The sequence below is a fragment of the Photobacterium sp. DA100 genome (genome assembly GCF_029223585.1).
Taxonomy (GTDB): domain Bacteria; phylum Pseudomonadota; class Gammaproteobacteria; order Enterobacterales; family Vibrionaceae; genus Photobacterium.
This window is the reverse complement of record NZ_CP119423.1, coordinates 1,236,083-1,254,767: the sequence shown is the minus strand read 5'-3', so window position 1 is coordinate 1,254,767 and position 18,685 is coordinate 1,236,083. Positions and strand designations below refer to the sequence as shown.

Annotated in this window: 17 protein-coding genes; 7 read left to right on the top strand and 10 right to left on the bottom strand. The window is 53.7% G+C overall.

Annotated features, from left to right (window positions below; all coding sequences use genetic code 11):
- Positions 1-25: 25 nt before the first annotated feature.
- Positions 26-1,288 (bottom strand): imelysin family protein, encoded by a 1,263-nt coding sequence (locus tag PTW35_RS06120; RefSeq protein ID WP_281026943.1) that lies wholly within the window; start codon positions 1,286-1,288, stop codon positions 26-28.
- Between the two features lie 233 nt (positions 1,289-1,521).
- On the opposite strand from PTW35_RS06120, the gene PTW35_RS06115 reads away from it, so the two are divergent.
- Together PTW35_RS06115 and PTW35_RS06110 are read left to right on the top strand one after the other, a co-directional pair.
- Positions 1,522-2,007 carry a MarR family transcriptional regulator gene (locus PTW35_RS06115; protein ID WP_281026942.1) on the top strand — a complete coding sequence of 162 codons (486 nt, stop codon included), beginning with the start codon at positions 1,522-1,524 and terminating at the stop codon, positions 2,005-2,007.
- A 27-nt stretch (positions 2,008-2,034) separates the two neighbouring features.
- On the top strand, positions 2,035-2,880 hold the full coding sequence (locus PTW35_RS06110) for a LysR family transcriptional regulator (RefSeq protein ID WP_281026941.1): 846 nt from the start codon (positions 2,035-2,037) through the stop codon (positions 2,878-2,880).
- Here PTW35_RS06110 and PTW35_RS06105 read toward each other — a convergent pair.
- Positions 2,840-3,610, bottom strand: a complete 771-nt coding sequence (locus tag PTW35_RS06105) for a TSUP family transporter (RefSeq protein ID WP_281026940.1) — start codon at positions 3,608-3,610, stop codon at positions 2,840-2,842. The genes PTW35_RS06110 and PTW35_RS06105 overlap by 41 nt on opposite strands.
- A gap of 377 nt (positions 3,611-3,987) precedes the next feature.
- On the opposite strand from PTW35_RS06105, the gene PTW35_RS06100 reads away from it, so the two are divergent.
- Positions 3,988-5,289 carry an anaerobic C4-dicarboxylate transporter gene (locus PTW35_RS06100; RefSeq protein ID WP_281026939.1) on the top strand — a complete coding sequence of 434 codons (1,302 nt, stop codon included), beginning with the start codon at positions 3,988-3,990 and terminating at the stop codon, positions 5,287-5,289.
- Positions 5,290-5,350: 61 nt separating this feature from the next.
- Here the strand turns inward: PTW35_RS06100 and PTW35_RS06095 are convergent, their stop codons facing one another.
- Positions 5,351-6,241: a LysR substrate-binding domain-containing protein gene (locus PTW35_RS06095; RefSeq protein ID WP_281026938.1), complete on the bottom strand. Its 891-nt coding sequence runs from the start codon at positions 6,239-6,241 to the stop codon at positions 5,351-5,353.
- A 206-nt stretch (positions 6,242-6,447) separates the two neighbouring features.
- Between PTW35_RS06095 and PTW35_RS06090 the strand changes: the two genes are divergently transcribed.
- Positions 6,448-7,158, top strand: coding sequence for an amino acid racemase (locus PTW35_RS06090; RefSeq protein WP_281026937.1), 711 nt, complete (start codon positions 6,448-6,450; stop codon positions 7,156-7,158).
- A gap of 38 nt (positions 7,159-7,196) precedes the next feature.
- Here PTW35_RS06090 and PTW35_RS06085 read toward each other — a convergent pair whose 3' ends face one another.
- On the bottom strand, positions 7,197-7,985 hold the full coding sequence (locus PTW35_RS06085; RefSeq protein ID WP_281026936.1) for a TSUP family transporter: 789 nt from the start codon (positions 7,983-7,985) through the stop codon (positions 7,197-7,199).
- Between the two features lie 596 nt (positions 7,986-8,581).
- Here PTW35_RS06085 and PTW35_RS06080 point away from each other — a divergent pair.
- Genes PTW35_RS06080 through PTW35_RS06070 form a run of 3 tightly spaced genes read left to right on the top strand, consistent with a single transcriptional unit; the run spans position 8,582 to position 11,486 of the window.
- Complete coding sequence (locus PTW35_RS06080; protein WP_281026935.1) at positions 8,582-9,301, top strand: (Fe-S)-binding protein; 720 nt, start codon at positions 8,582-8,584, stop codon at positions 9,299-9,301.
- 14 nt (positions 9,302-9,315) lie between these two features.
- Complete coding sequence (locus tag PTW35_RS06075) at positions 9,316-10,740, top strand: LutB/LldF family L-lactate oxidation iron-sulfur protein (protein ID WP_281026934.1); 1,425 nt, start codon at positions 9,316-9,318, stop codon at positions 10,738-10,740.
- A gap of 2 nt (positions 10,741-10,742) precedes the next feature.
- A complete protein-coding gene (locus PTW35_RS06070) occupies positions 10,743-11,486 on the top strand; it encodes a lactate utilization protein C (RefSeq protein ID WP_281026933.1) in 744 nt (247 codons plus the stop codon).
- 87 nt (positions 11,487-11,573) lie between these two features.
- On the opposite strand, the gene PTW35_RS06065 is transcribed toward PTW35_RS06070, so the two are convergent.
- The 6 genes from PTW35_RS06065 to PTW35_RS06040 all read right to left on the bottom strand — a co-directional run bounded on the left by PTW35_RS06065 (position 11,574) and on the right by PTW35_RS06040 (position 18,602).
- Positions 11,574-12,014: a group II truncated hemoglobin gene (locus PTW35_RS06065; protein ID WP_281026932.1), complete on the bottom strand. Its 441-nt coding sequence runs from the start codon at positions 12,012-12,014 to the stop codon at positions 11,574-11,576.
- Positions 12,015-12,336: 322 nt separating this feature from the next.
- The gene (gene torA, locus PTW35_RS06060; protein WP_281026931.1) at positions 12,337-14,826 is read right to left on the bottom strand and encodes a trimethylamine-N-oxide reductase TorA; all 2,490 of its coding nucleotides are present in this window, start codon (positions 14,824-14,826) and stop codon (positions 12,337-12,339) included.
- A 23-nt stretch (positions 14,827-14,849) separates the two neighbouring features.
- Complete coding sequence (gene torC / locus PTW35_RS06055; protein WP_281026930.1) at positions 14,850-16,034, bottom strand: pentaheme c-type cytochrome TorC; 1,185 nt, start codon at positions 16,032-16,034, stop codon at positions 14,850-14,852.
- A gap of 57 nt (positions 16,035-16,091) precedes the next feature.
- A complete protein-coding gene (torE, locus tag PTW35_RS06050) occupies positions 16,092-16,265 on the bottom strand; it encodes a trimethylamine N-oxide reductase system protein TorE (RefSeq protein ID WP_281026929.1) in 174 nt (57 codons plus the stop codon).
- Between the two features lie 224 nt (positions 16,266-16,489).
- Complete coding sequence (locus PTW35_RS06045; RefSeq protein WP_281026928.1) at positions 16,490-17,275, bottom strand: tetratricopeptide repeat protein; 786 nt, start codon at positions 17,273-17,275, stop codon at positions 16,490-16,492.
- Between the two features lie 331 nt (positions 17,276-17,606).
- On the bottom strand, positions 17,607-18,602 hold the full coding sequence (locus tag PTW35_RS06040; RefSeq protein WP_281026927.1) for a hypothetical protein: 996 nt from the start codon (positions 18,600-18,602) through the stop codon (positions 17,607-17,609).
- Between the last annotated feature and the right edge of the window lie 83 nt (positions 18,603-18,685).

Here is an 18,685-nt window from a genome sequence, read left to right as displayed (position 1 = left end):
CTCAGGCGAGCCCTTTGTGGTGAGGTTAGAACTGGTGGTCGGCGGTATCTGGGTTGAGGTTGCTCACCCCGATGATCGACGCAGCCTGCTCAATGCTCGCGGTCTGCTTTACCAATGCCAGAATTGATGCATTCACCAAGGCATTGCCCGCCTGGTTGCCTGCCGCAATCAGCTGGTCAAAAGCCTGATCCTGTTTTTCCGCCGACTCGACCAAGGTATAGACTTGGCTGCGTGCACGGTCGAATTCAGCCTGAATGGCCTCGGCCGCGCCTTTATCATTGCTGGCGACGAGATCGTGGAGGCTCGGGCCCGATACCAAGGTACCGTTTACCCGCATATAGGTACCGGTGTAGACGTTATAGATCCCCTGCTCGTTGTAGTAATGGGAGTTATGAGTATTGTCTGAGAAACAATCGTGCTCGTCTTCGGTCGAATGCGCTTCGAGCGCAACTTTCATGCGCTCGCCCGCCAATTCGCCCAGCGACAATGACCCCATACCGAACAGAATTTTACGCAATCCGTTATCAGCCGAATCCGCCAGCAACTCGGCACGGTAATTTCCCGCCACCGCCGGAGACCACTGCTGCACCATCCAGCCGAGATCATTTTGCAGCAGTACCGAGGCCGCTTTCAGGTAATCGCGGCGCCGCTCGCAGTTGCCATTGGTACAGGCTTCACCATAGGCAAAGTCGGTGTACTGGCGCTGCCCAGCCCCCGGATCAGTACCGTTGAGGTCCTGGCCCCAAAGCAGAAACTCGATCGCATGATAGCCCGTTGCGACATTGGCTTCCGATCCCCCGATCTCATTGAGGCTGGCCAATAACTCAGGGGTGATCTCGGCAGTATCTACCAGCTTGTTGCCAACCTGAACGGACTGGCTGGCCACAATGTTGGCTTTCGCCCCTTCATTGCCCAGCTCATACTGATAGTCACCGGCCACGTAATCGATCAAGCCCTCATCCAGCGGCCATGCATTGAGTTGCCCTTCCCAGTCATCCACCACCGCGTTGCCAAAACGGAACACCTCGGATTGCTGGTAGGGCACTCGCGCCGCTTTCCAGGCGGTGCGCGCTTGCGCCAAGGTGTTCGGTGCCGGGGCTGCAATGAACGCATCAATGGCCTTATCCAGCTCCTGCGCTGTGGCTAGCGAGTCACTGTAAACGCTATGGGCGAGATCTGCATAGTGGGTGACCACTTGCTGCTTGGAAACATCAGCGGCATCCGCCATTACGGGAGCCGCCCAAAAAGCAGCCATAATCAAATTACGAGGGAATTGAGTCTTAATCATTTTTTCATCCATGTGAAAGCTATTTTATACCCACAAACAATAATGAAAGTGAGAATTGTTTTTATTCCGATAATGATAACTAAGATTGTAAGAAAATGTAAATGCTTTTTCTTTGCCAATAAGCTTCACCTTTCACCGGGAACAAATCAGATCGAGACAACATTATGAAAAGTAAGGCTTCCAACTTTCGCCGGTTTGTTGTAATTTCGCCGAGCACTAATTAGGAGAGTAATATGGACAAGCACGAAGAAGTCTTGATTGCCCTGCGCCAAATCATCCGAGCAATCGATCTGCATTCGCGCAAATTAAACAAGCTTGCTGGTTTAACCGGCCCCCAGCTAGTGTTGATGCGCGCAATACGCGATTCCGGCGAAGTGACTATCCGTCAGCTTTCCAACAACACCAACATGAGCCAAGCGACAGCCACCACGATTCTAGACCGATTGGAAAAGCGTCACTTGGTGATCCGTGAGCGTAGCAAACTGGACAAGCGCAAAGTCCACGCCTACCTCACCGATGAAGGAAGAGAGCTGCTGGCAAAAGCACCGCCGCCGCTGCAAGAAGATTTTGTCGCCCGCTTCCAGCGCTTGGAAGAATGGGAACAATCGCTGCTATTGTCTTCTGTACAGCGGATTTCTTCGATGATGAATGCCGAGCACCTTGATGTTGCCGCCATGCTGGAAGTTGGCAGCATTACCAAACAAGAAACCGAGCGCTAATCGGTTTCAAGTACAGGAATAACACGATTGTTACTTGAAGGGATTGAAACGCTGCTGGTACTGGCCCAAGAGGGTACCATGAGCAAAGCAGGCAGCCGCCTGTATCTCAGCCAGAGTGCCGTCAGCAAGCGCATTGCCAAACTGGAACAGCGGATCGGCAAAAAGCTTATCGAGCCTGACGGTCGGCGTATCAAGCTGACCGCCGATGCCCTGCAGCTGATCGCTGCGGTCGAGCCCGGTTTCAAGGCCCTGAAAGGACAAATTTTCGATCAACTTGATGTCGATGATCGCACGGTTATCCATTTGGCCTGCTCTGAAACCTTGGTTGCAGGCTACCTGGCACCTTTGATGGGAGAATACATCCAGCAGGATCCTTTTCTTACCATCAGTACCCACCATACTCCGATCATTGTCGAGCGGGTCCAGGCTGGCGATGCCGCCGTCGGTTTCTGCGCTGGTCACCTGCCGCCCCAGCACGGATTGGCGGTGACCCACCTGTTTGATGAACCGTTTTCAGTGGTGAGCCACCAGATCCTTACCCAGCCTCCGAGCAAACTGTTGGTCAATGACCTGAAAAACCCGGCCAATGCCAATCAGGCCAGCTCATTGCAGAAGGCAGGGATCGTCCCCTACATGGAAATGGATTCCTATACTGCCGCCGCCCAACTGGCCCTGAGCGGTGTCGCAGCGGCTTTGGTGCCCATTTCGATCGTCAACACGCTCAACATTGCCCCTCACCACTGCCACCACTTTCCATTCTTGGATCAGTTAACGCGTCCGGTCCAACTCTGCTATCGCCCAAATAGCTTCCAGTCTCCGCGGACACGCCGGCTTATTGAAACCATTGCGGATTCTGTTCAACTAGCAATTTGATCGCCATGCACATCGAGGTGATCACCACCATCGGCCTGATCAGCTTGCGCCCCTTGGAAATAACGACCTTGGCCCCCATTCTCGCCCCAATAAACCCGCCGACAGCCATGATAATACCGATTTCCCACACCGGCAGGCCGGCAAAGATGAAAAACAGCAGGGCCGCAAAGTTCGAGGTGAAGTTGAGGATCTTGGTTCGCGCCGTGGCTTCCACCAAACCAAACTGGGCAATGGCCACAAAGCAGATGGTATAGAGTGCCCCCGCCCCCGGTCCAAAGAAACCGTCGTAGAAGCCAATACTGGTGCCCACCGCCAAGGCAAAAATGTTATCGGACAGTTTCGGCGTGCCTCCCCCTTGCCCGACCTGCGGCGCGAACAAGAAATACAGGGAAATGCACACCAGCAAAATAGGGATCAGCTGGGTCAACACCCCCGCATCGATGCGCTGGACCAGCTCGGCCCCTGTCGCGGCACCGATAAAAGTAAAGACAATCGCATTGCGCATCTCACCCAAACTGACCAAACCATTGCGGATAAAGTACAACGAGGCAGAAAAGCTGCCGAATGACCCCTGCAATTTGTTGGTTGCCAGCGCTTGGGTGGGCGGCACGCCGGCTGCCAGCAGGGCTGGGACTGTCAGCAACCCTCCCCCCCCTGCGATTGCATCGATAAATCCTGCCAGTGCTGCAACCAGGAAAAGCAGCCCCAATACGTCAAATGACAACTCCATTTGTTTATTTCTCTTCGGTTAAGTGCTTGAGTTAAGGCTCAGAAAAGTATCATTTCAGTGAGAATTCGAACAGCGAAACGACGGACCACAACCCATTCCAGTTTGGAATCGGTCATACCCAAGTCACAAAAAAACCGATGCCTGTTGCTTCACTGCGCCAGTAACAGTGGCTACTTTGCCATCGAAAGTCGTTGCTATTTTGTGCAGAATTAAGGCCTTACCTCACAGGTCTGTTAACTCAGTCCCAGTTTTGGCGTAGCCCCTATGCCGATTCGGTATCGCGAAGCAATATTTGGCATTTAACACCCCAAAACCATTTCCGCACTATACCCGCAAAGATTTCAAGGTTTTATCATTTCAAACGGACAGGAAAAACTATGTTAGTAGCAATAGAGCTGTTAGTGGTATTAGGCTGCATATACTGGGGATTAAAAATGGGCGGACTCGGCGTCGGCCTCGCCGGCGGGTTGGGACTGGCGATATTGACCCTCGGCTTTGGTCTGGAGCCCAGCGCCCCCGCCGTCAATGTTATTTTGATCATCATGGCCGTCGTGACCGCGGCTTCCACTATGCAGGCCGCGGGCGGGATGGATTGGCTGGTCCACCATGCCGGTAACCTGATGCGCCGCAACCCGAAATACATCTGCTTTCTGGCCCCGATGATCACCTGGCTGATGACCATCATGGCCGGTACCGGTTACACCGTGTTCTCGACCTTGCCGGTCATTTCGGAAGTCGCCAAGGAGATCGGCGTGCGCCCTTCCCGCCCGCTGGCAGGCGCTGTGGTTGCTTCACAGGTAGCGATTTCGGGCTCCCCTATCTCTGCAGCCATGGCCGCCATGATTTCGATCATGGAGCCGATCGGTGTCAGCTTCTTGGAAATCATGGCAGTTTGCCTACCTGCATCTTTTATCGCCGCGATGGTTGGTGCATTCATTGCGTCACGCCAAGGCTGTGAATTAAAAGATGATCCTGTTTACCTTGCCCGCCTCCAACAGGCTCAGGAACAAAAGCAACAGCAAAGTATTACCCTGGCACCGAAAGCAAAATATTCTGTCATGCTGTTTCTCATCGCCACCGTTGCCATTGTGGTCTATGCCGCTTTCCCTGTGTTGCGCCCACACTTTGCCGACGGCAGCATGATGTCGACCCGCGATATCATCATTGTTTCGATGTTCGCCGTTGCTTGCTTGATGGTCCCGATGTGCAATGTTGATCCTGAGAAGATCATCCGCACCACCACTTTCCGCTCCGGCATGAGCTCTGTCGCGGTTATCCTTGGTATTGTGACCATGGGCTCAACCATGGTGAATGCCTACCTGCCTGAAATCAAAGAGTTTGCCGGCTCCTTGCTGCAATCTTACCCGATGCTGCTGTCACTGGTGTTGTTCGGTACTTGCACCCTATTACTTTCGCAAGGCGCGACAACGCCATTGATCATTCCATTGGCATTGAGCCTACAAGTGCCACACTGGGCGATCCTGGCTTCATTCGTTGCGGTCACTGGGGTATTTGTGCTTCCGACCTACCCAACCTCGTTGGCCGCAATTGAGTTCGACTCCACAGGTTCAACCCGCATGGGCAAGAATATTTTCGACCACCCATTCCTGATGCCGGGCTTAATCGGTGTCGCGGTCTCGACTGTCTGTGGCTTCCTGCTGGCGCCTATGATTGTGTAATCACTGCCAACCGAGCGAAGCGCCTGAGGGCGCTTCGCTGTTTGTCTATGCCTGGGTTCAGCTACACCTGCTTTTCAGCATGCAACCGCAAGGCTTGCCAGACTTGCTCCCCTGCCGGGTGTAAGCGGGCCTGATAACGGTAGGCATAGTAGGTAATGGGCAACCGCAATGAGGCATCACCGACAATGGCAACCCTGCCGTTTTCCAATTCTTGTCTTATCGCATAATCGGGTAGCCACGCCACGCCTAAGCCCTGCAGCACCAGCGTCTTAAGCAAATCTGTCATGGATGATAGGAACACGGGCTGCAAGTTCACCTGGTTTCGAATCGCCTCCACTTGGCGTCCCATGTAGGAGCTTGGGCTATAGGCCAACCAAGGCACTTCTTTGTGGTTGGTAATTCTGAACAGCGGCTTGCCTGAACCATCGCAGGCACACACTGGCAATAGCTCTGCTTGGCCGATTTGCAATGACTGATAGGGTGGCAGGCGCAGCAGCTCATCATCGAACGCCAGCAGCAAGTCACAGCCGCCTTCCTGCAACTCTTCAATCGCATCATCGACATCGATCGCCTCGACACTCAAAATCGGCTTATGCTTGCCGGTCATCAATTCAGATTGAATCGACGGAACCAAACTGGTGGCCAAGGAGTGGGCGGCCGCCACACGGACATTGTTTCCTCCCAGTTTCGACAGATCCGAGAGCTGGCCGATTCCATCCATCATCTGGTTGATCAATGTTCTTGCGGTGATCCGGAACAACCGGCCACTGGGGGTCAGCGCTATTGGCGTCTTGCTTCTATCGACCAGCTCGGCCCCCACAGTCTGCTCCAGCGCTTTGATCCGCCGGCTAAATGCCGGCTGGGTGACATTGCGTTTGTCCGCCGCCATGGAGAAGTTCCTCACTTCCGCCAACATCAGAAAATCTTCCAGCCACTTACTCTCAATATTCATATCCGTACAACGTATTTATCCCGAACCAAAGGCAACGGCAGTATAGCGAAACGCATTGCACATACGGAGCAGTTTCAAGCTACTCTGATCACAGTTTTCGCATCTGGCCATACCGATTGTGCATGACCGGCTCAGCAACGGCATTTCTCACCGCCGCAGCGCTACCCTATAGTGAACTCAGTGGAAAATACTGTAGGAACAATAAGATGAGCAGGAAATTAGGTATATTGGGCGGAATGGGGCCACTAGCCACTGTCGAGTTCATGCAAAAAATTATCGCGCAGACACCGGCCTGCAGCGATCAACAGCATATTCCTATGCTGGTTAGTAATAATCCCCAAATCCCTGATCGTACCGCCTTCCTGATCAGCAACGGCGACGATCCCTACCCGGTCCTTAAACAGGGCATGGAGCAACTCGAACAAGCCGGGGCCGAGTGTATTGTTATGCCGTGCAATACCGCGCACTACTGGTATCCCCGCCTGAGCAACACCTGCCGGGTACACATGATCAGCATACTAGACAGTGTTGTGGACGAAGCCCAGCAGCGTGGCTACCGCAAAGTCGGCATTATGGCCACCACCGCCACCATGGCAACCCGGATGTACCAGACCAAATTGGCGCAAAAGCAAATTGCGGCGGTTGCCCCGACACAGGACCAGCAGCAAGCCGTGATGGACGGGATCTATGCGGTCAAGGCCGGTGATGTCGAGCAGGGTCACCGTTTGATGAAGCCGGTGTTTGATGCCCTGCTCGAACAAGGGGCCGAGGCCGTTATCTTGGGCTGCACGGAAATACCGGTTGCGCTGGCAGAAACCGTCTTCCACCAGCCACAGCAGTGCCTCGACTCACTCGATATCCTGGCCAAGGCCTGTATTGAGTGGGCCACCGCTGACACCGCCGAACTGGTTGCTTGATAGCAGCCAGACACAATGGGCTAGCGGTGCCAACGGCGCTATACAAACGACACGATGGTTTCCAGCCACTGCGGATGCTGCTCGGCCAGCAGCTTGACCGCCATTACCATCGAGACCATCACAACAAGAGGACGTATCAATTTACGTCCCTTGGTCACCACCACCTTTGCGCCGAGCCTCGCTCCCATAAAGCCGCCAAGCGCCATCACCAAGCCGATCTCCCAAATGGGCAGGCCGGCGACAATGAAAAACAGCAAGGCTGCAAAGTTGGAGGTGAAATTCAGCACCTTGGTTTTCGCCGTGGCCTCGACAATCCCGAGCTGGGCGATGACAACGAAGCAGATGGCAAACAGCGACCCTGTCCCCGGGCCAAAAAAGCCATCGTAAAAGCCGATCCCGGTGCCGACGGTTAGGGCAAAACCGGCCTGGCCCAGCTTGGGCTGACCACCACCGTCACCGGCTTCTGGCGCGATGAGAAAGTACAGCGCAATCGCCACCAACAAGGCCGGAATAACCATCGTCAAGGTTCCGGCATCCATATACTGGACAAGCATGGCCCCAGCAGCAGAGCCGACGAAAGTACACAAAATTGCCAGGCGCATCTCGTTGAGCCGAACCAAGCCATTGCGGACAAAATACAGGGTGGCAGAAAAACTCCCGAACGAGCTTTGCAGCTTGTTGGTGGCCAGCGCCTGGGCCGGTGGGATCCCCGCCGCGAGCAAAGCGGGAACGGTCAGCATCCCTCCCCCTCCAGCGATGGCATCAATAAAACCGGCCAGGCTAGCTACGACAAACAGGGCCCCGATAATTTCCCACGAAAATTCCATACCACTTCCAACACACAAGGTAAAACACAGCAATAGACAAACGCCCTCTGGAGCGACAGCTTCGCCAGAGGCGGCGATAGGATACGGATTGGCCGGCAAAAGAAAAATGAAAAAACGGATATCTACCTATTCCCATTTTTTATAGGTCAGGTCGGTAACTAACTTTCACCTCCCCGTCTAAATAGTCCGATTTGTCGTTATCTTACAAACATTAGTGCCTCAGACCGATGTAAAGCCCAAACACCTGACTGTTCGGGCCTGGAAAATCGTGGCATTTCTACTCCGTGGATTTGGCCAGGGATACAAAATCATTATTTCCAAAAGTGGATAAATAGAATCTCACCACCTTAAGCGCAATAAATAATAAGTGGCTATTTTATATATATATTTCAGCTTGCTTTTATTTATTCCAATTTAGCGCCCTCTACATCATTGTGCTGATTTGCGCATTAATGCCAACAAAAAACCGTAGCGCCCAGCCGGCTATTCCCTACAATATTCTTCCCATACCAACATTTCGTTACACCCTGTAAACAAAATTACAAAGAGTGAAGCGTTAGCTCGCTAGCCACTTCACCCCAAGCACTGGAGCAAGTATGAAGGTCAACCTATTCGCCACCTGCCTGTGCGATACCGTCAAGGCGGACGTCGCCAAAAAAAGTGTATTACTGCTGGAGCAACTCGGCTGTGAAGTCATCTTCCCAGAACAGCAAGGCTGCTGCGGCCAACCTTCGCTCAACAGTGGCTACATCCACGCCAGCAAGAATGGCATGAAAAATCTCATCATGGCCTTTGAAGCGAATGAGTACCCAATCGTCTCTCCGGCAGGCTCTTGCGTCGCCTCCATCAAACGCTACCCGGAATACCTGGCCGATGAGCCACAGTGGGCCTTGAGGGCACAGCAGATTGCCGACCGTTTTTTTGAACTCACCCAGTTTATCGTCAACCAATTGGGCATTACCCGGCTTGGCGCCAAACTAGATGGCCGCGCGGTCTACCACCCGTCATGCAGCTTGATCCGCAAGCTCAATGTGCGCGAGGAGCCACTCAAATTGCTTGCGCAAGTCGAAGGACTGACCCTGCTGCCTATCAACCACCAGGAAACATGCTGCGGATTCGGCGGGACATTTTCGGTCAAGATGGCCGAAATCTCCGGTGAAATGGTCAAAGAAAAAGTCAGCCACATCAGCGCGGCCGCTCCCGACTACCTGATCGGGGCGGATATCAGCTGCCTGATCAATATCGGTGGCCGTATCAGCCGCGAAGGCAAGCCCATCAAGGTCATGCACATCGTTGATGTACTAATGAGTCGCTGAGGGAGGTCCAGACCATGTCGATGAAAACCAGCACTACCCAGTTCAAGCAGCGCATCGAAGTCCAGATGCAAGATACCTTCATGCGGGAGTCGGTCGCCAATGCGCAAACCCGGATGTTTGCCAACCGCCAAATCGCGGCTGACCAACTCGGCAACTGGGAGCAGTGGCGCGAAATGGGGATGGATATCCGCAACCATGTGCTCGAGCATCTCGATTACTATCTTCACCAGCTGAGCGAAAGCGTCCAACGCAATGGCGGCAAGGTGTTCTTCGCCCAAACCGCCGACGAGGCCACAAACTATATCGAAACCATTATCCGGGACAAAAACGCCAAGAAAGTCGTCAAGTCCAAATCCATGGTGACCGAAGAGATCAGCCTCAATGCAATGATTGAGCGCAACGGCTGTGACGTTGTCGAGACCGATCTCGGCGAATACATACTGCAGGTCGACGACTACGATGCCCCATCGCATATCGTGGTACCGGCACTGCACAAGAACCGCTACCAGATCCGTGATATCTTCCGCGACAAAATCGGCTATCAGGGCAGTGAGGAGCCAGAAGCACTGACCCGGTACGTGCGGGACTATATCCGCCACGACTTCCTGGACGCCGACATCGGGATCACCGGCTGTAATTTTGCCGTTGCCGAATCCGGCACTGTAACCCTGGTTACCAATGAGGGTAATGCCCGGCTCGCCACCAGCCTGCCCAAAACCCATATTGCAGTGATGGGGATGGAGCGCATCGTGCCCACCTTTGAAGAGCTGGATATTGTGATCAGCCTGCTCTGCCGCAGTGCCGTCGGCCTTCCGCTAACCGGTTACGTGACGGCGCTGACCGGCCCGCGAGAAAACGACCAGCTAGACGGTCCGGAAGAGTTCCATTTAGTCATCGTCGATAATGGTCGCTCTGATATCTTGGGCTCAGAATTTAAAGATATCCTGCGCTGCGTGCGCTGCGCTGCTTGCGTCAACACCTGCCCGGCCTACCGCCATATCGGGGGGCAATCCTACGGGTCGATCTATTCCGGGCCGATTGGTGCGGTGCTGTCGCCTCTGCTCGGCGGCTATGAGGATTTCAAGGAGCTGCCCTATGCCTGCAGCCTGTGCCGGGCATGCCATGATGTCTGCCCGGTCAAGATCCCGTTATCCGACCTGCTGCTCAAGCACCGCCAAAAAATGGCCGAACAGGGCCTGGCCCCGCTTGCAGAACGTCTGAGCGTGGCAGCGTTCAATATCATCAATGCACGGCCACTGCTGTGGGATAAAACCGTGAAGGTCGGTGCAACCCTGGCCAGCGGCTTGATCCGAAACGGCAAACTACCGCTGCAGGTCGGTGCGATCGGTGAGTGGGCACAAGCAAGGGATCTGCCCCAGCCCGACGGCCCATCGTTTCGCAGCTGGTTTAAAAACAGACAATCTACCCCGGAGTCTTGAACATGAGCGAAATCATCAACCGCGAACGCTTTCTCGACAACATCGCCGCCAAACTGGGGCGTCCGCGACAAACGACGCCTGTTGAGCGTCCGCCGCTGCGCTATGCGTGCCACCACGAAATCATGGCAGGAAAAAGCAGCGACGAACTCAAACAGATACTGATTGACTACACCCGCAAGGCTCTGGGCGCCCAGGCCTTGGTCACTACCCAGGCGGGACTGACCGAATCATTGCGGCAGGTTTGCGCCGGTTATTGTAATGACGAAACGGCAACCAGCCCTTCGCGGGCACCCAGCGAAACCTTGGTGTCCGCCGATACGCGGCTACTGGCATTGTTTGCCCCCGAGCAGCTCGATACGGACGACCATAGGGTCCATATCTGGGATCCCCAGCTAGGCTATGGACCGAATATCGAGATCGCCGAGCGGGCAAAGGTGGGGATCGTTTATGCCGAACAGGCGCTGGCTGAATCGGGCACCATGGTGCTCTATAGCCAACCGGCACAAGGCAGGGCGATCAGCTTGCTGCCTGAGGCCTCGGTGTTTGTCGTGCCCAAAAGCGCACTGGTCGCCCGCTTGACCCAGGCCACTGCCGAGCTGCACAGAAAAGCCCAGCAGGGAGAGCGGCTGCCTTCGTGTGTGAACTTCGTCTCCGGACCGAGCTCCACCGCGGATATTGAACTGATCAAGGTTGTCGGGGTCCATGGCCCGATCCATGCGACCTATGTGATCATTGACGATCTCTAGCTGGTATTTGCCGCCGGTCTCGCTGGCTCTGTGTGGGCAATGGGGGAAAGGGCGTGTTGCGACGCCCTTTATACAGTAATGAGGAGCTTAGGTACGGTTACGGCACATCTCCGCGGGGAATGACAGCTGGACCATGACATGGCGCTTGAACAATTCATCATAGTCCTGATCGTCCAAGGCTTTTTGCATGCATTGCAGCCACATTTCCTTCTCTGCCACCCCTATCGCCAAATGGCGGTGGGCCCCCGGCAGGTTCATCATGCCAAATTTTTCTTCGTAACGAGCTGGCCCGCCGAGCCAACCCACCAGAAAAGTAGTCAGCTTATCGATCGACTCGCTGAGATCATCATCATGCATCTGGCGCACTGTCTTTGCCTGCGGCAAGGTGTCCATATGATGGTAAAACGACTCCACCAAAGCCCGGATGCCTTCTTCACCGCCCGCGGCCCTGAAAGCGTTCTCCCCTACCGTGTAATCCGGCGCAGTTCTTTCTCGTATGCTGTAATCATTGGGTCTGTAAGGCTTCATGTCTATCTACAACCATCGGCTAAAACTATCAGATATACCCAAGTTACCTCAAGGTGCAGGAATCATATCGCTGAACCCGCATCTTGAAGTAGCTTGGGTATATATCAATAGGTCATTATACGGCAGATTCGCGGGTTGGCGCTGCGCGAGCTCTCACAAACGAGGGCTAAGGGGCCACGTCGCATGGGTCAGCAACAGGCTGTCAGGGGCTCCACGGTGCTAGGAGAATATGCCAACGCCTGAAGATAGCGATGCCTTCAGGCGTTGTCGCAAAACTCCCCGATCACCGGAAACCGGACCCAACTAGCCACCGCCTCGCCTGTCAGGACTCATAAATCGGCCCGCCGAATGAAGTTATCGGCGGTACCTCGCCTTTGAATTTCTCGATATCCACCACCACGGTATTGGCACTGGTCGCCTGGGCCAACTCGGAAGAGCCGACATCCATGGTCAGGGTATTCGGATCGCCGTAGGTATCAATTGCCCCGAGCTTCTCGTTGAGCGGGCCATACCAGGCTCCTTCGTGGATCCGGATCACCCCGGGCGGGTAATCGGCTGACACCACCGCCCCGGCTAGGAGCTGGCCGCGATCATTGAAGACCCTGACCAAGTCACCGTCGTTAATCCCCCTGGCTTTCGCGTCTTCCGGACTGATATAGACCGGCTCGCGGTCCTGTACCGTATAGGTCGCCCGGTACTCATCCGACTCGCACATCTGTGAGTGCAGGCGCTGATCAGGGTGGCACGACTGCAGCCAGAGCGGATACTTGTCGGAACTCGGTCCACCATGCGAACGCTCGGCTTTTTCAAACCACATCGGGTGCCCCTGGCAGTGCTCGTAGTTATAACTGGCAATTTTGCGGCTGTAGATTTCGATAAAACCGGATGGCGTGCCCAGCGGGTTGATTTCGGGATCTTCGCGAAAGTCGGCATGGCGAACGAAGTTCTTGCCTTCGCCAAAGTCGACCCAACCGGCTTGGCCCACTTCCCAGAATTCGTCGAATTCCGGCATTTCAAAATTGGCTTTATTGGCTTCGCGGCAATCCTCATAGAGCAAACGTACCCACTCCATTTCATCCATACCGCGGGTGTATTCCTTGTTGCGGCCGAAGCGCCGGCAAAAATCAGTAAAGATATCAAAGTCGGTACGCGACTGGTAAAGCGGGTCCACCAGTTTGTGCATCGCTAGGATACCAGTGCCCGAATAGGCCCCGTACAAATCGATGTCGTTGCGCTCGAACTGGGTACAAGCTGGCAGCACAATGTCCGAAAAGCGGCAGGTTGCGGTCCAGGCAAAATCAATCGTCACCACCGTTTGCAGCTTCTGGAATGCCGTTTTCATCCGGTTACGGTCCTGATGGTGGTGCCAGGGATTACAACCGCTGACCACCAGCATCTTGGTATCGGGCAAGACAACCTTCGACCCGTTGTAATTGATTTCCTTACCCGGCTCGAGAATCGCGTCAACCCAGCGGGCAACAGGAATGGTCCGGCTGTACCCCTTGAAGTCATCGTTATCCCATTTCGGTTTCTTACCTTCGTCAACATTACGCGGGAAGCCACCAGGGCCTGCAGCCCCTGTAGGAGGGATCCCCACCCCACTGTAGTGATGAGAATAAGAGATACCGCCCCCCGGCAAGCCAATTTGGCCCAGCATGGTGGCAATGACGGCACCCATCCAATATGGCTGCTCGCCGTGCTGCTGGCGCTGCACCGCCCAGCCGAAGATCAGCTGGGTACGCTCCTTCGCCAACAGACGGGCAAACTCACGGATATCATCGGCCTTGACGCCGCATATAGGCTCCGCCCACTCCGGAGTTTTCTCGACTTTGTCCTTGGTTTCGCCCAGTACGTAAGGCATGAACTCATCAAAGCCCAAGGCATAGGTTTCGATGAACGCCTTGTCGTAGAGCTCTTCCTTGTACAAGGTATGGGCGATGGCCAGCATAAAAGGCACATCCGTTTGCGGGTTCACGTAGAGCTGATCGCACCCCAGGTAATTCTGGCTTTTCGATTTCACCGGATCGACTGAGATCACTTTGATCTCGCCCTTGGCCACCTTGTCCCTGAGCTGCTCGTAATACATGTAGGAGTCGTGGGTCTCGCACTGCCAACCGACCTGGGTATTCTTGAGCGGATCATTGGCCCACAAGATCACCGTTTTGCTGTTTTCCAAGATATCAGGCCAAGAGGTGCCCTGGGCATAGACCTCGGTCGAGCCCAGCACGTACGGCATGATCGTCTGGCCGGCACCGGTCGAATAGTCCCCGACCTTAGTCATGAAGTTACCGTGCATCCCCACGGCACGTTGCATATGGTTGCCACAGCTGTGGAACTGGCCGGTTTGCCGCCAGCCAGTCATACCGGCATGCAGTGCCCATGGCCCGTAATCCTTTTGGATCCGTTCCAGCTCGTTGTAAAAGATATCCAGCGCTTCGTCCCAAGTCACCCGGACAAAACGGTTATTGCCCCGGGTATCCCCGCTGTACTTGTGCTTCTTGAGCCAATCCAAGCGGATCATCGGATAACGGACTCGGGAAGGGTTATAGATGATCCCCTTGATCCCATTGATCATATCTGTCGGGTATTTATCTCGCTCCAGAGGCTTGATCTCAACAACCTTGCCGTTGTAGATCTTGGCGCGAAATGCCCCCCAATGGGAGCCCGTTGTTTTCCAAACCCCATCCGCCGAATACGGTGAGGACACCTCTTCGGCAGCACGGGCAACAGAAGTCAGTAGACTCGGACCGATAACCCCTACAGCACTCGTAGTGACCAGCCCGGATAAAAAATGACGACGACTCAGAGACATGTTCTTACCTCGCTTCGCTTCTTTTAATGGCCGGCATCAGAAAAGTCTGATGAGTGTTTCTGTAGGTATTTCAGCACCAGGGCTTCACTATCACGGTCGAGGTTGACGAACGCCAACATCCCGTTGAACATACCCGGCCAGGTATTCGCATCGAAGTGATTTTCGGCTGGCTGGGTATGGCAAATACTGCAGTTGTTATTGTAGGCTGGCCTTGCCTCAGCCCAGATCTCTTCCACATCATCCAGCAGCGACTCTTTCGGCATCCACAGTTTCGCGGTCACCCGTTGCCAGCCCAAGCCCGTCAGCTCGTCTTCTTTTTCTTCGAATTTCTCAACCAGGGTTTCGCTGAGCGCGGCATCTTTGCTCAGGGCCGCGGTCGGGATATTCAGGCCGAAGTCCTCGTTGATCACCCGGCCAAAGCCTTTGGTTTTGCGCCAACCGGAAATTTCAACCTGCACCGCATTGTCTTTGACCTGCACCACCTTCACTTCGGAGGCCGGGTTTAGCTGGCCGCCATCAATGGTCAGGGCTTCATCTTCATACATCGGCAGGTAACGGACACTGAAGTAGTTCTCCCCTTCCTTGAAGGACGTGTTGCCGGCTTTCTGGACCAACTGCTGGACCATGCCGCCTGAAAGCTCCATGTTGCCCGGCAGTTCGTGGGCTATCCCTTTGTGGCAATCTATACAGCTCTGATCCCGCTCAGCAGCCTGCTGCATCTGCGTCCGCGCAAGATCCGACATTTCATCCCACTTCATGCTGTCGTAGTTGTGGCAGTTCTTACATTCCAGCGACCCGTTGGCAGAAAAGCGTTCCCATTCATGATTGGCCAGCTCAAGCCGCTTTTCGAGAAATTTCTCACGGGTATTGATCGTTCCGAAAATCGCACCGTATACCTCTTTGCTGGCTTGCATTTTACGGGCAATTTTATCGGTCCAGTTGTGTGGTACATGGCAGTCGGGACAGGTCGCCCGAACACCTGAGTGATTTGACCAATGAACTGTTTGCTGCAACTCTTCGTAAACATTGTCACGCATCTCGTGGCAACCGATGCAAAACTTCTCGGTATTGGTCATTTCAAGGGCGGTATTGAATCCCCCCCAGAAAATAATCCCGGCAAGGAAGCCGCCGAGAGTCAGCACACCCAAACTAATGTGCACTGCGGGACGCCAGAAGGTCGCCCACAGTTTTTTTAAAGCGCTCATCATAGTGTTTACCTATATCCTGTGCTACATAGCCTGACGCTCATATCTCGGCAACCGTAATCACCCATGGCCAGGAGGCCCAAGGAAAAACACTTGCATCGCCCACACGATAAAGCCGTAACCACCGACAATCGCTACGGCTAATATGGGAAACAAAAAAATGGTAATAAACAAAAAGGAACGCCATTCGTACTTGGCTTTTTCTTTATCGCTGACGGCTTCGGGGTTGCTCATTGCTTCTTTCCTTCTACCTATCTTGTTATTCGTCTCTCCAATGACGCTAATGCCTCATGCCTGAGAGCTAATTTCTGTAAGTATAGTTAAGGAATATACCCTAGTATCTTCAAAGTACTTGGTTCAGCGGGAATGGCTTGGATGCAAGGCAAGGGGGCAGAACGGGCACAAAAAAAGGTGCCATTCGGCACCTTTCTTATCTGTTGTCTGTATTTTCCAACTGATTACAGTGAAGCACTGTAGATAGTCTGATTCTGCTGGTACAGCTTCAAACGCTGTTCGAAGTTCGCATAGCGCTGGCCGTTTGGCTCTTCCAGTTTACCGATAGCGGTCTGCTGGGCCTCGACGGCACGGCGGAACTCACCGCAGGCAGCATAAGCCGCAGCCAGATTATCGTAGTCGCCCGCATCCCCCGTACCATTACGGCTCAGTACCTGCTTCGCCAACTTCAGTGCACGCTCGCCATCACGCATACGATCATCGGAACAAGTGGCATACAACCATACAAGGTTACGCTTTGATTCCAAGGAGCCGCCGTTGGCCGCTTCGTTGAACCACTTGATGGCGTTGCCGCAGTCTACCGAACCGGTTGCACCTGACGCATAGTACATACCCAGCTCAACCATTGCCGGCACATCACCTTCATTGGCCGCTTCGGTGTACCAGCGTACTGCCTGCTCGTGATCTCGTGGCAGCACTTCACCTTTCTTGAACAGGTCTCCAATCAGGGTCTTGACCTCTGGCATGTCTACTGCTGCTTTTTCCAGCCAGTAGATGCCTTTCAGCGGGTCGGCCTGCAAGCCGTTACTGCCTTCCAGATATGCACGTCCGAGGAACAGCTGCATGTTTTTGTCGCCCTGCTCAGCTTCAAGTTCAACGTAGTTCAAGGTTGATAGCAAGTGGTGCTCGGGAGAAGTCGTAACCGAAGCATGGGCAGTTGTTGCACCGATAGCAACTAGGCCGAAAATGGCACCGAATACAATTTTTTTCAGGGTCATGGTAGCTGGCATATCTCGGTCTCTTTCAAAGCATTTGCGGTTGTTGGGTAGGAAATTTAAAGAAGAGGCGGTCAAAAAACAACCAAAAAAGACAAGACAGTAAAGACCAGAAAGTAGGACATTAGCGGTTAATATTATTGCTGTCAGCAACTTATCGCTTACAAAAAAATATAGCTCAGAATCAAAAATGAGAGATAGATCCGATTAACATCCACTATAGGATACGGTTATTTGCTGAATATAGGCTGGATAGCCGAATAATATATCGCCAGTTTCAGCGGCGCACAAATAAAGGCAGCCAGGCTGATACCTGGCTGCGGGTCGAGCTTATTGTGGTATGTCGCTATAGGTTGCGGTAGTGCTGATCACCGGCGCTGATATACTGGTTTTCGTATTTCGAATAGTCACCGTCGAGATCAATGTCCAGATCGATTTCGTTTGGCAGATCCATCAAAGCATCACACACCAGCACCACGTCGTAGTTACCTTCCGGCACATACTTCATCTCATAGCTACCATCGTCCCCCACCTTAGCAGTTTTGACCGGAGGATAATCAGATCCCAGGTCACCATACTCCGGGGAGTCGGCTTCATAGAGGTAGACATACGCGTCTTTGACCGATGTTGCGCACGATGAGACATCGATATCGCCAAACAGCGACCCAGCCGTAATATTATCGACGACCTTGAAACCCTCATTCTTCAGATAGTATGCCTGCTCAATCAGCTGGATCATGCTGCGAAGATCCAACGTCATGGTAAAGGTGGTCGGTACCTCAATGTTGATATCCAACCCGTCGAACTTGAGGTCATCGACAATATCCATCTTCATCTTGTCAACGGGATTGCCGACATATGAGTATGGCGTATCTAAGAAGTCACCGTAACTGCCCTGCAGGATGGAAAGCGCCATGCTGGTGTATTCGCCCACCGGCAACAGTTGCTCTGAAATCAGGTTGACCAAGTCTACCCCGGTCACATCATACAGGTCGATCACGATGAATTTTGGATAGCCATCGTTATCCACAGGAATTTCCGAGTCCGCCGGAATACACTGTGTAGAGTTAACCCCATAGGGATCACTCATGCTCTTGGTCGTCCATTCCACAATCGTCCCTGCTAAATCCATCACCTGTACGGCATCGATAGCCACGCACGCCTGAAGATCATCAGCCCCCTTGGGCACCTCATTGGGCGGTGTGGACACATCCACTGATACTGGCACTGAGCCGTCATCCTGGTTGGCTGCCGGGTCACTATTTAACGAGGCAGCCCCGTCGGAATCACTACACCCGGCCACAATGAGTGTGGCGAGCACTGGAAATATTGCTTTTTTCATGTCATCACCCCTACGACAAATAAAAATTGGCCTGTACCAAACCAATATGCTGGCCGCTTAGTGTTTGGTTATGTATTTTTGTG

Coding starts and splice junctions, on each gene's coding strand:
- PTW35_RS06120 (WP_281026943.1), bottom strand. CDS start 1,288: ATGATTAAGACTCAATTCCCTCGTAATTTGATTATGGCTGCTTTTTGG.
- PTW35_RS06115 (WP_281026942.1), top strand. CDS start 1,522: ATGGACAAGCACGAAGAAGTCTTGATTGCCCTGCGCCAAATCATCCGA.
- PTW35_RS06105 (WP_281026940.1), bottom strand. CDS start 3,610: ATGGAGTTGTCATTTGACGTATTGGGGCTGCTTTTCCTGGTTGCAGCA.
- PTW35_RS06100 (WP_281026939.1), top strand. CDS start 3,988: ATGTTAGTAGCAATAGAGCTGTTAGTGGTATTAGGCTGCATATACTGG.
- PTW35_RS06095 (WP_281026938.1), bottom strand. CDS start 6,241: ATGAATATTGAGAGTAAGTGGCTGGAAGATTTTCTGATGTTGGCGGAA.
- PTW35_RS06090 (WP_281026937.1), top strand. CDS start 6,448: ATGAGCAGGAAATTAGGTATATTGGGCGGAATGGGGCCACTAGCCACT.
- PTW35_RS06085 (WP_281026936.1), bottom strand. CDS start 7,985: ATGGAATTTTCGTGGGAAATTATCGGGGCCCTGTTTGTCGTAGCTAGC.
- PTW35_RS06080 (WP_281026935.1), top strand. CDS start 8,582: ATGAAGGTCAACCTATTCGCCACCTGCCTGTGCGATACCGTCAAGGCG.
- PTW35_RS06075 (WP_281026934.1), top strand. CDS start 9,316: ATGTCGATGAAAACCAGCACTACCCAGTTCAAGCAGCGCATCGAAGTC.
- PTW35_RS06070 (WP_281026933.1), top strand. CDS start 10,743: ATGAGCGAAATCATCAACCGCGAACGCTTTCTCGACAACATCGCCGCC.
- PTW35_RS06065 (WP_281026932.1), bottom strand. CDS start 12,014: ATGAAGCCTTACAGACCCAATGATTACAGCATACGAGAAAGAACTGCG.
- torA (WP_281026931.1), bottom strand. CDS start 14,826: ATGTCTCTGAGTCGTCGTCATTTTTTATCCGGGCTGGTCACTACGAGT.
- torC (WP_281026930.1), bottom strand. CDS start 16,034: ATGATGAGCGCTTTAAAAAAACTGTGGGCGACCTTCTGGCGTCCCGCA.
- torE (WP_281026929.1), bottom strand. CDS start 16,265: ATGAGCAACCCCGAAGCCGTCAGCGATAAAGAAAAAGCCAAGTACGAA.
- PTW35_RS06045 (WP_281026928.1), bottom strand. CDS start 17,275: ATGCCAGCTACCATGACCCTGAAAAAAATTGTATTCGGTGCCATTTTC.
- PTW35_RS06040 (WP_281026927.1), bottom strand. CDS start 18,602: ATGAAAAAAGCAATATTTCCAGTGCTCGCCACACTCATTGTGGCCGGG.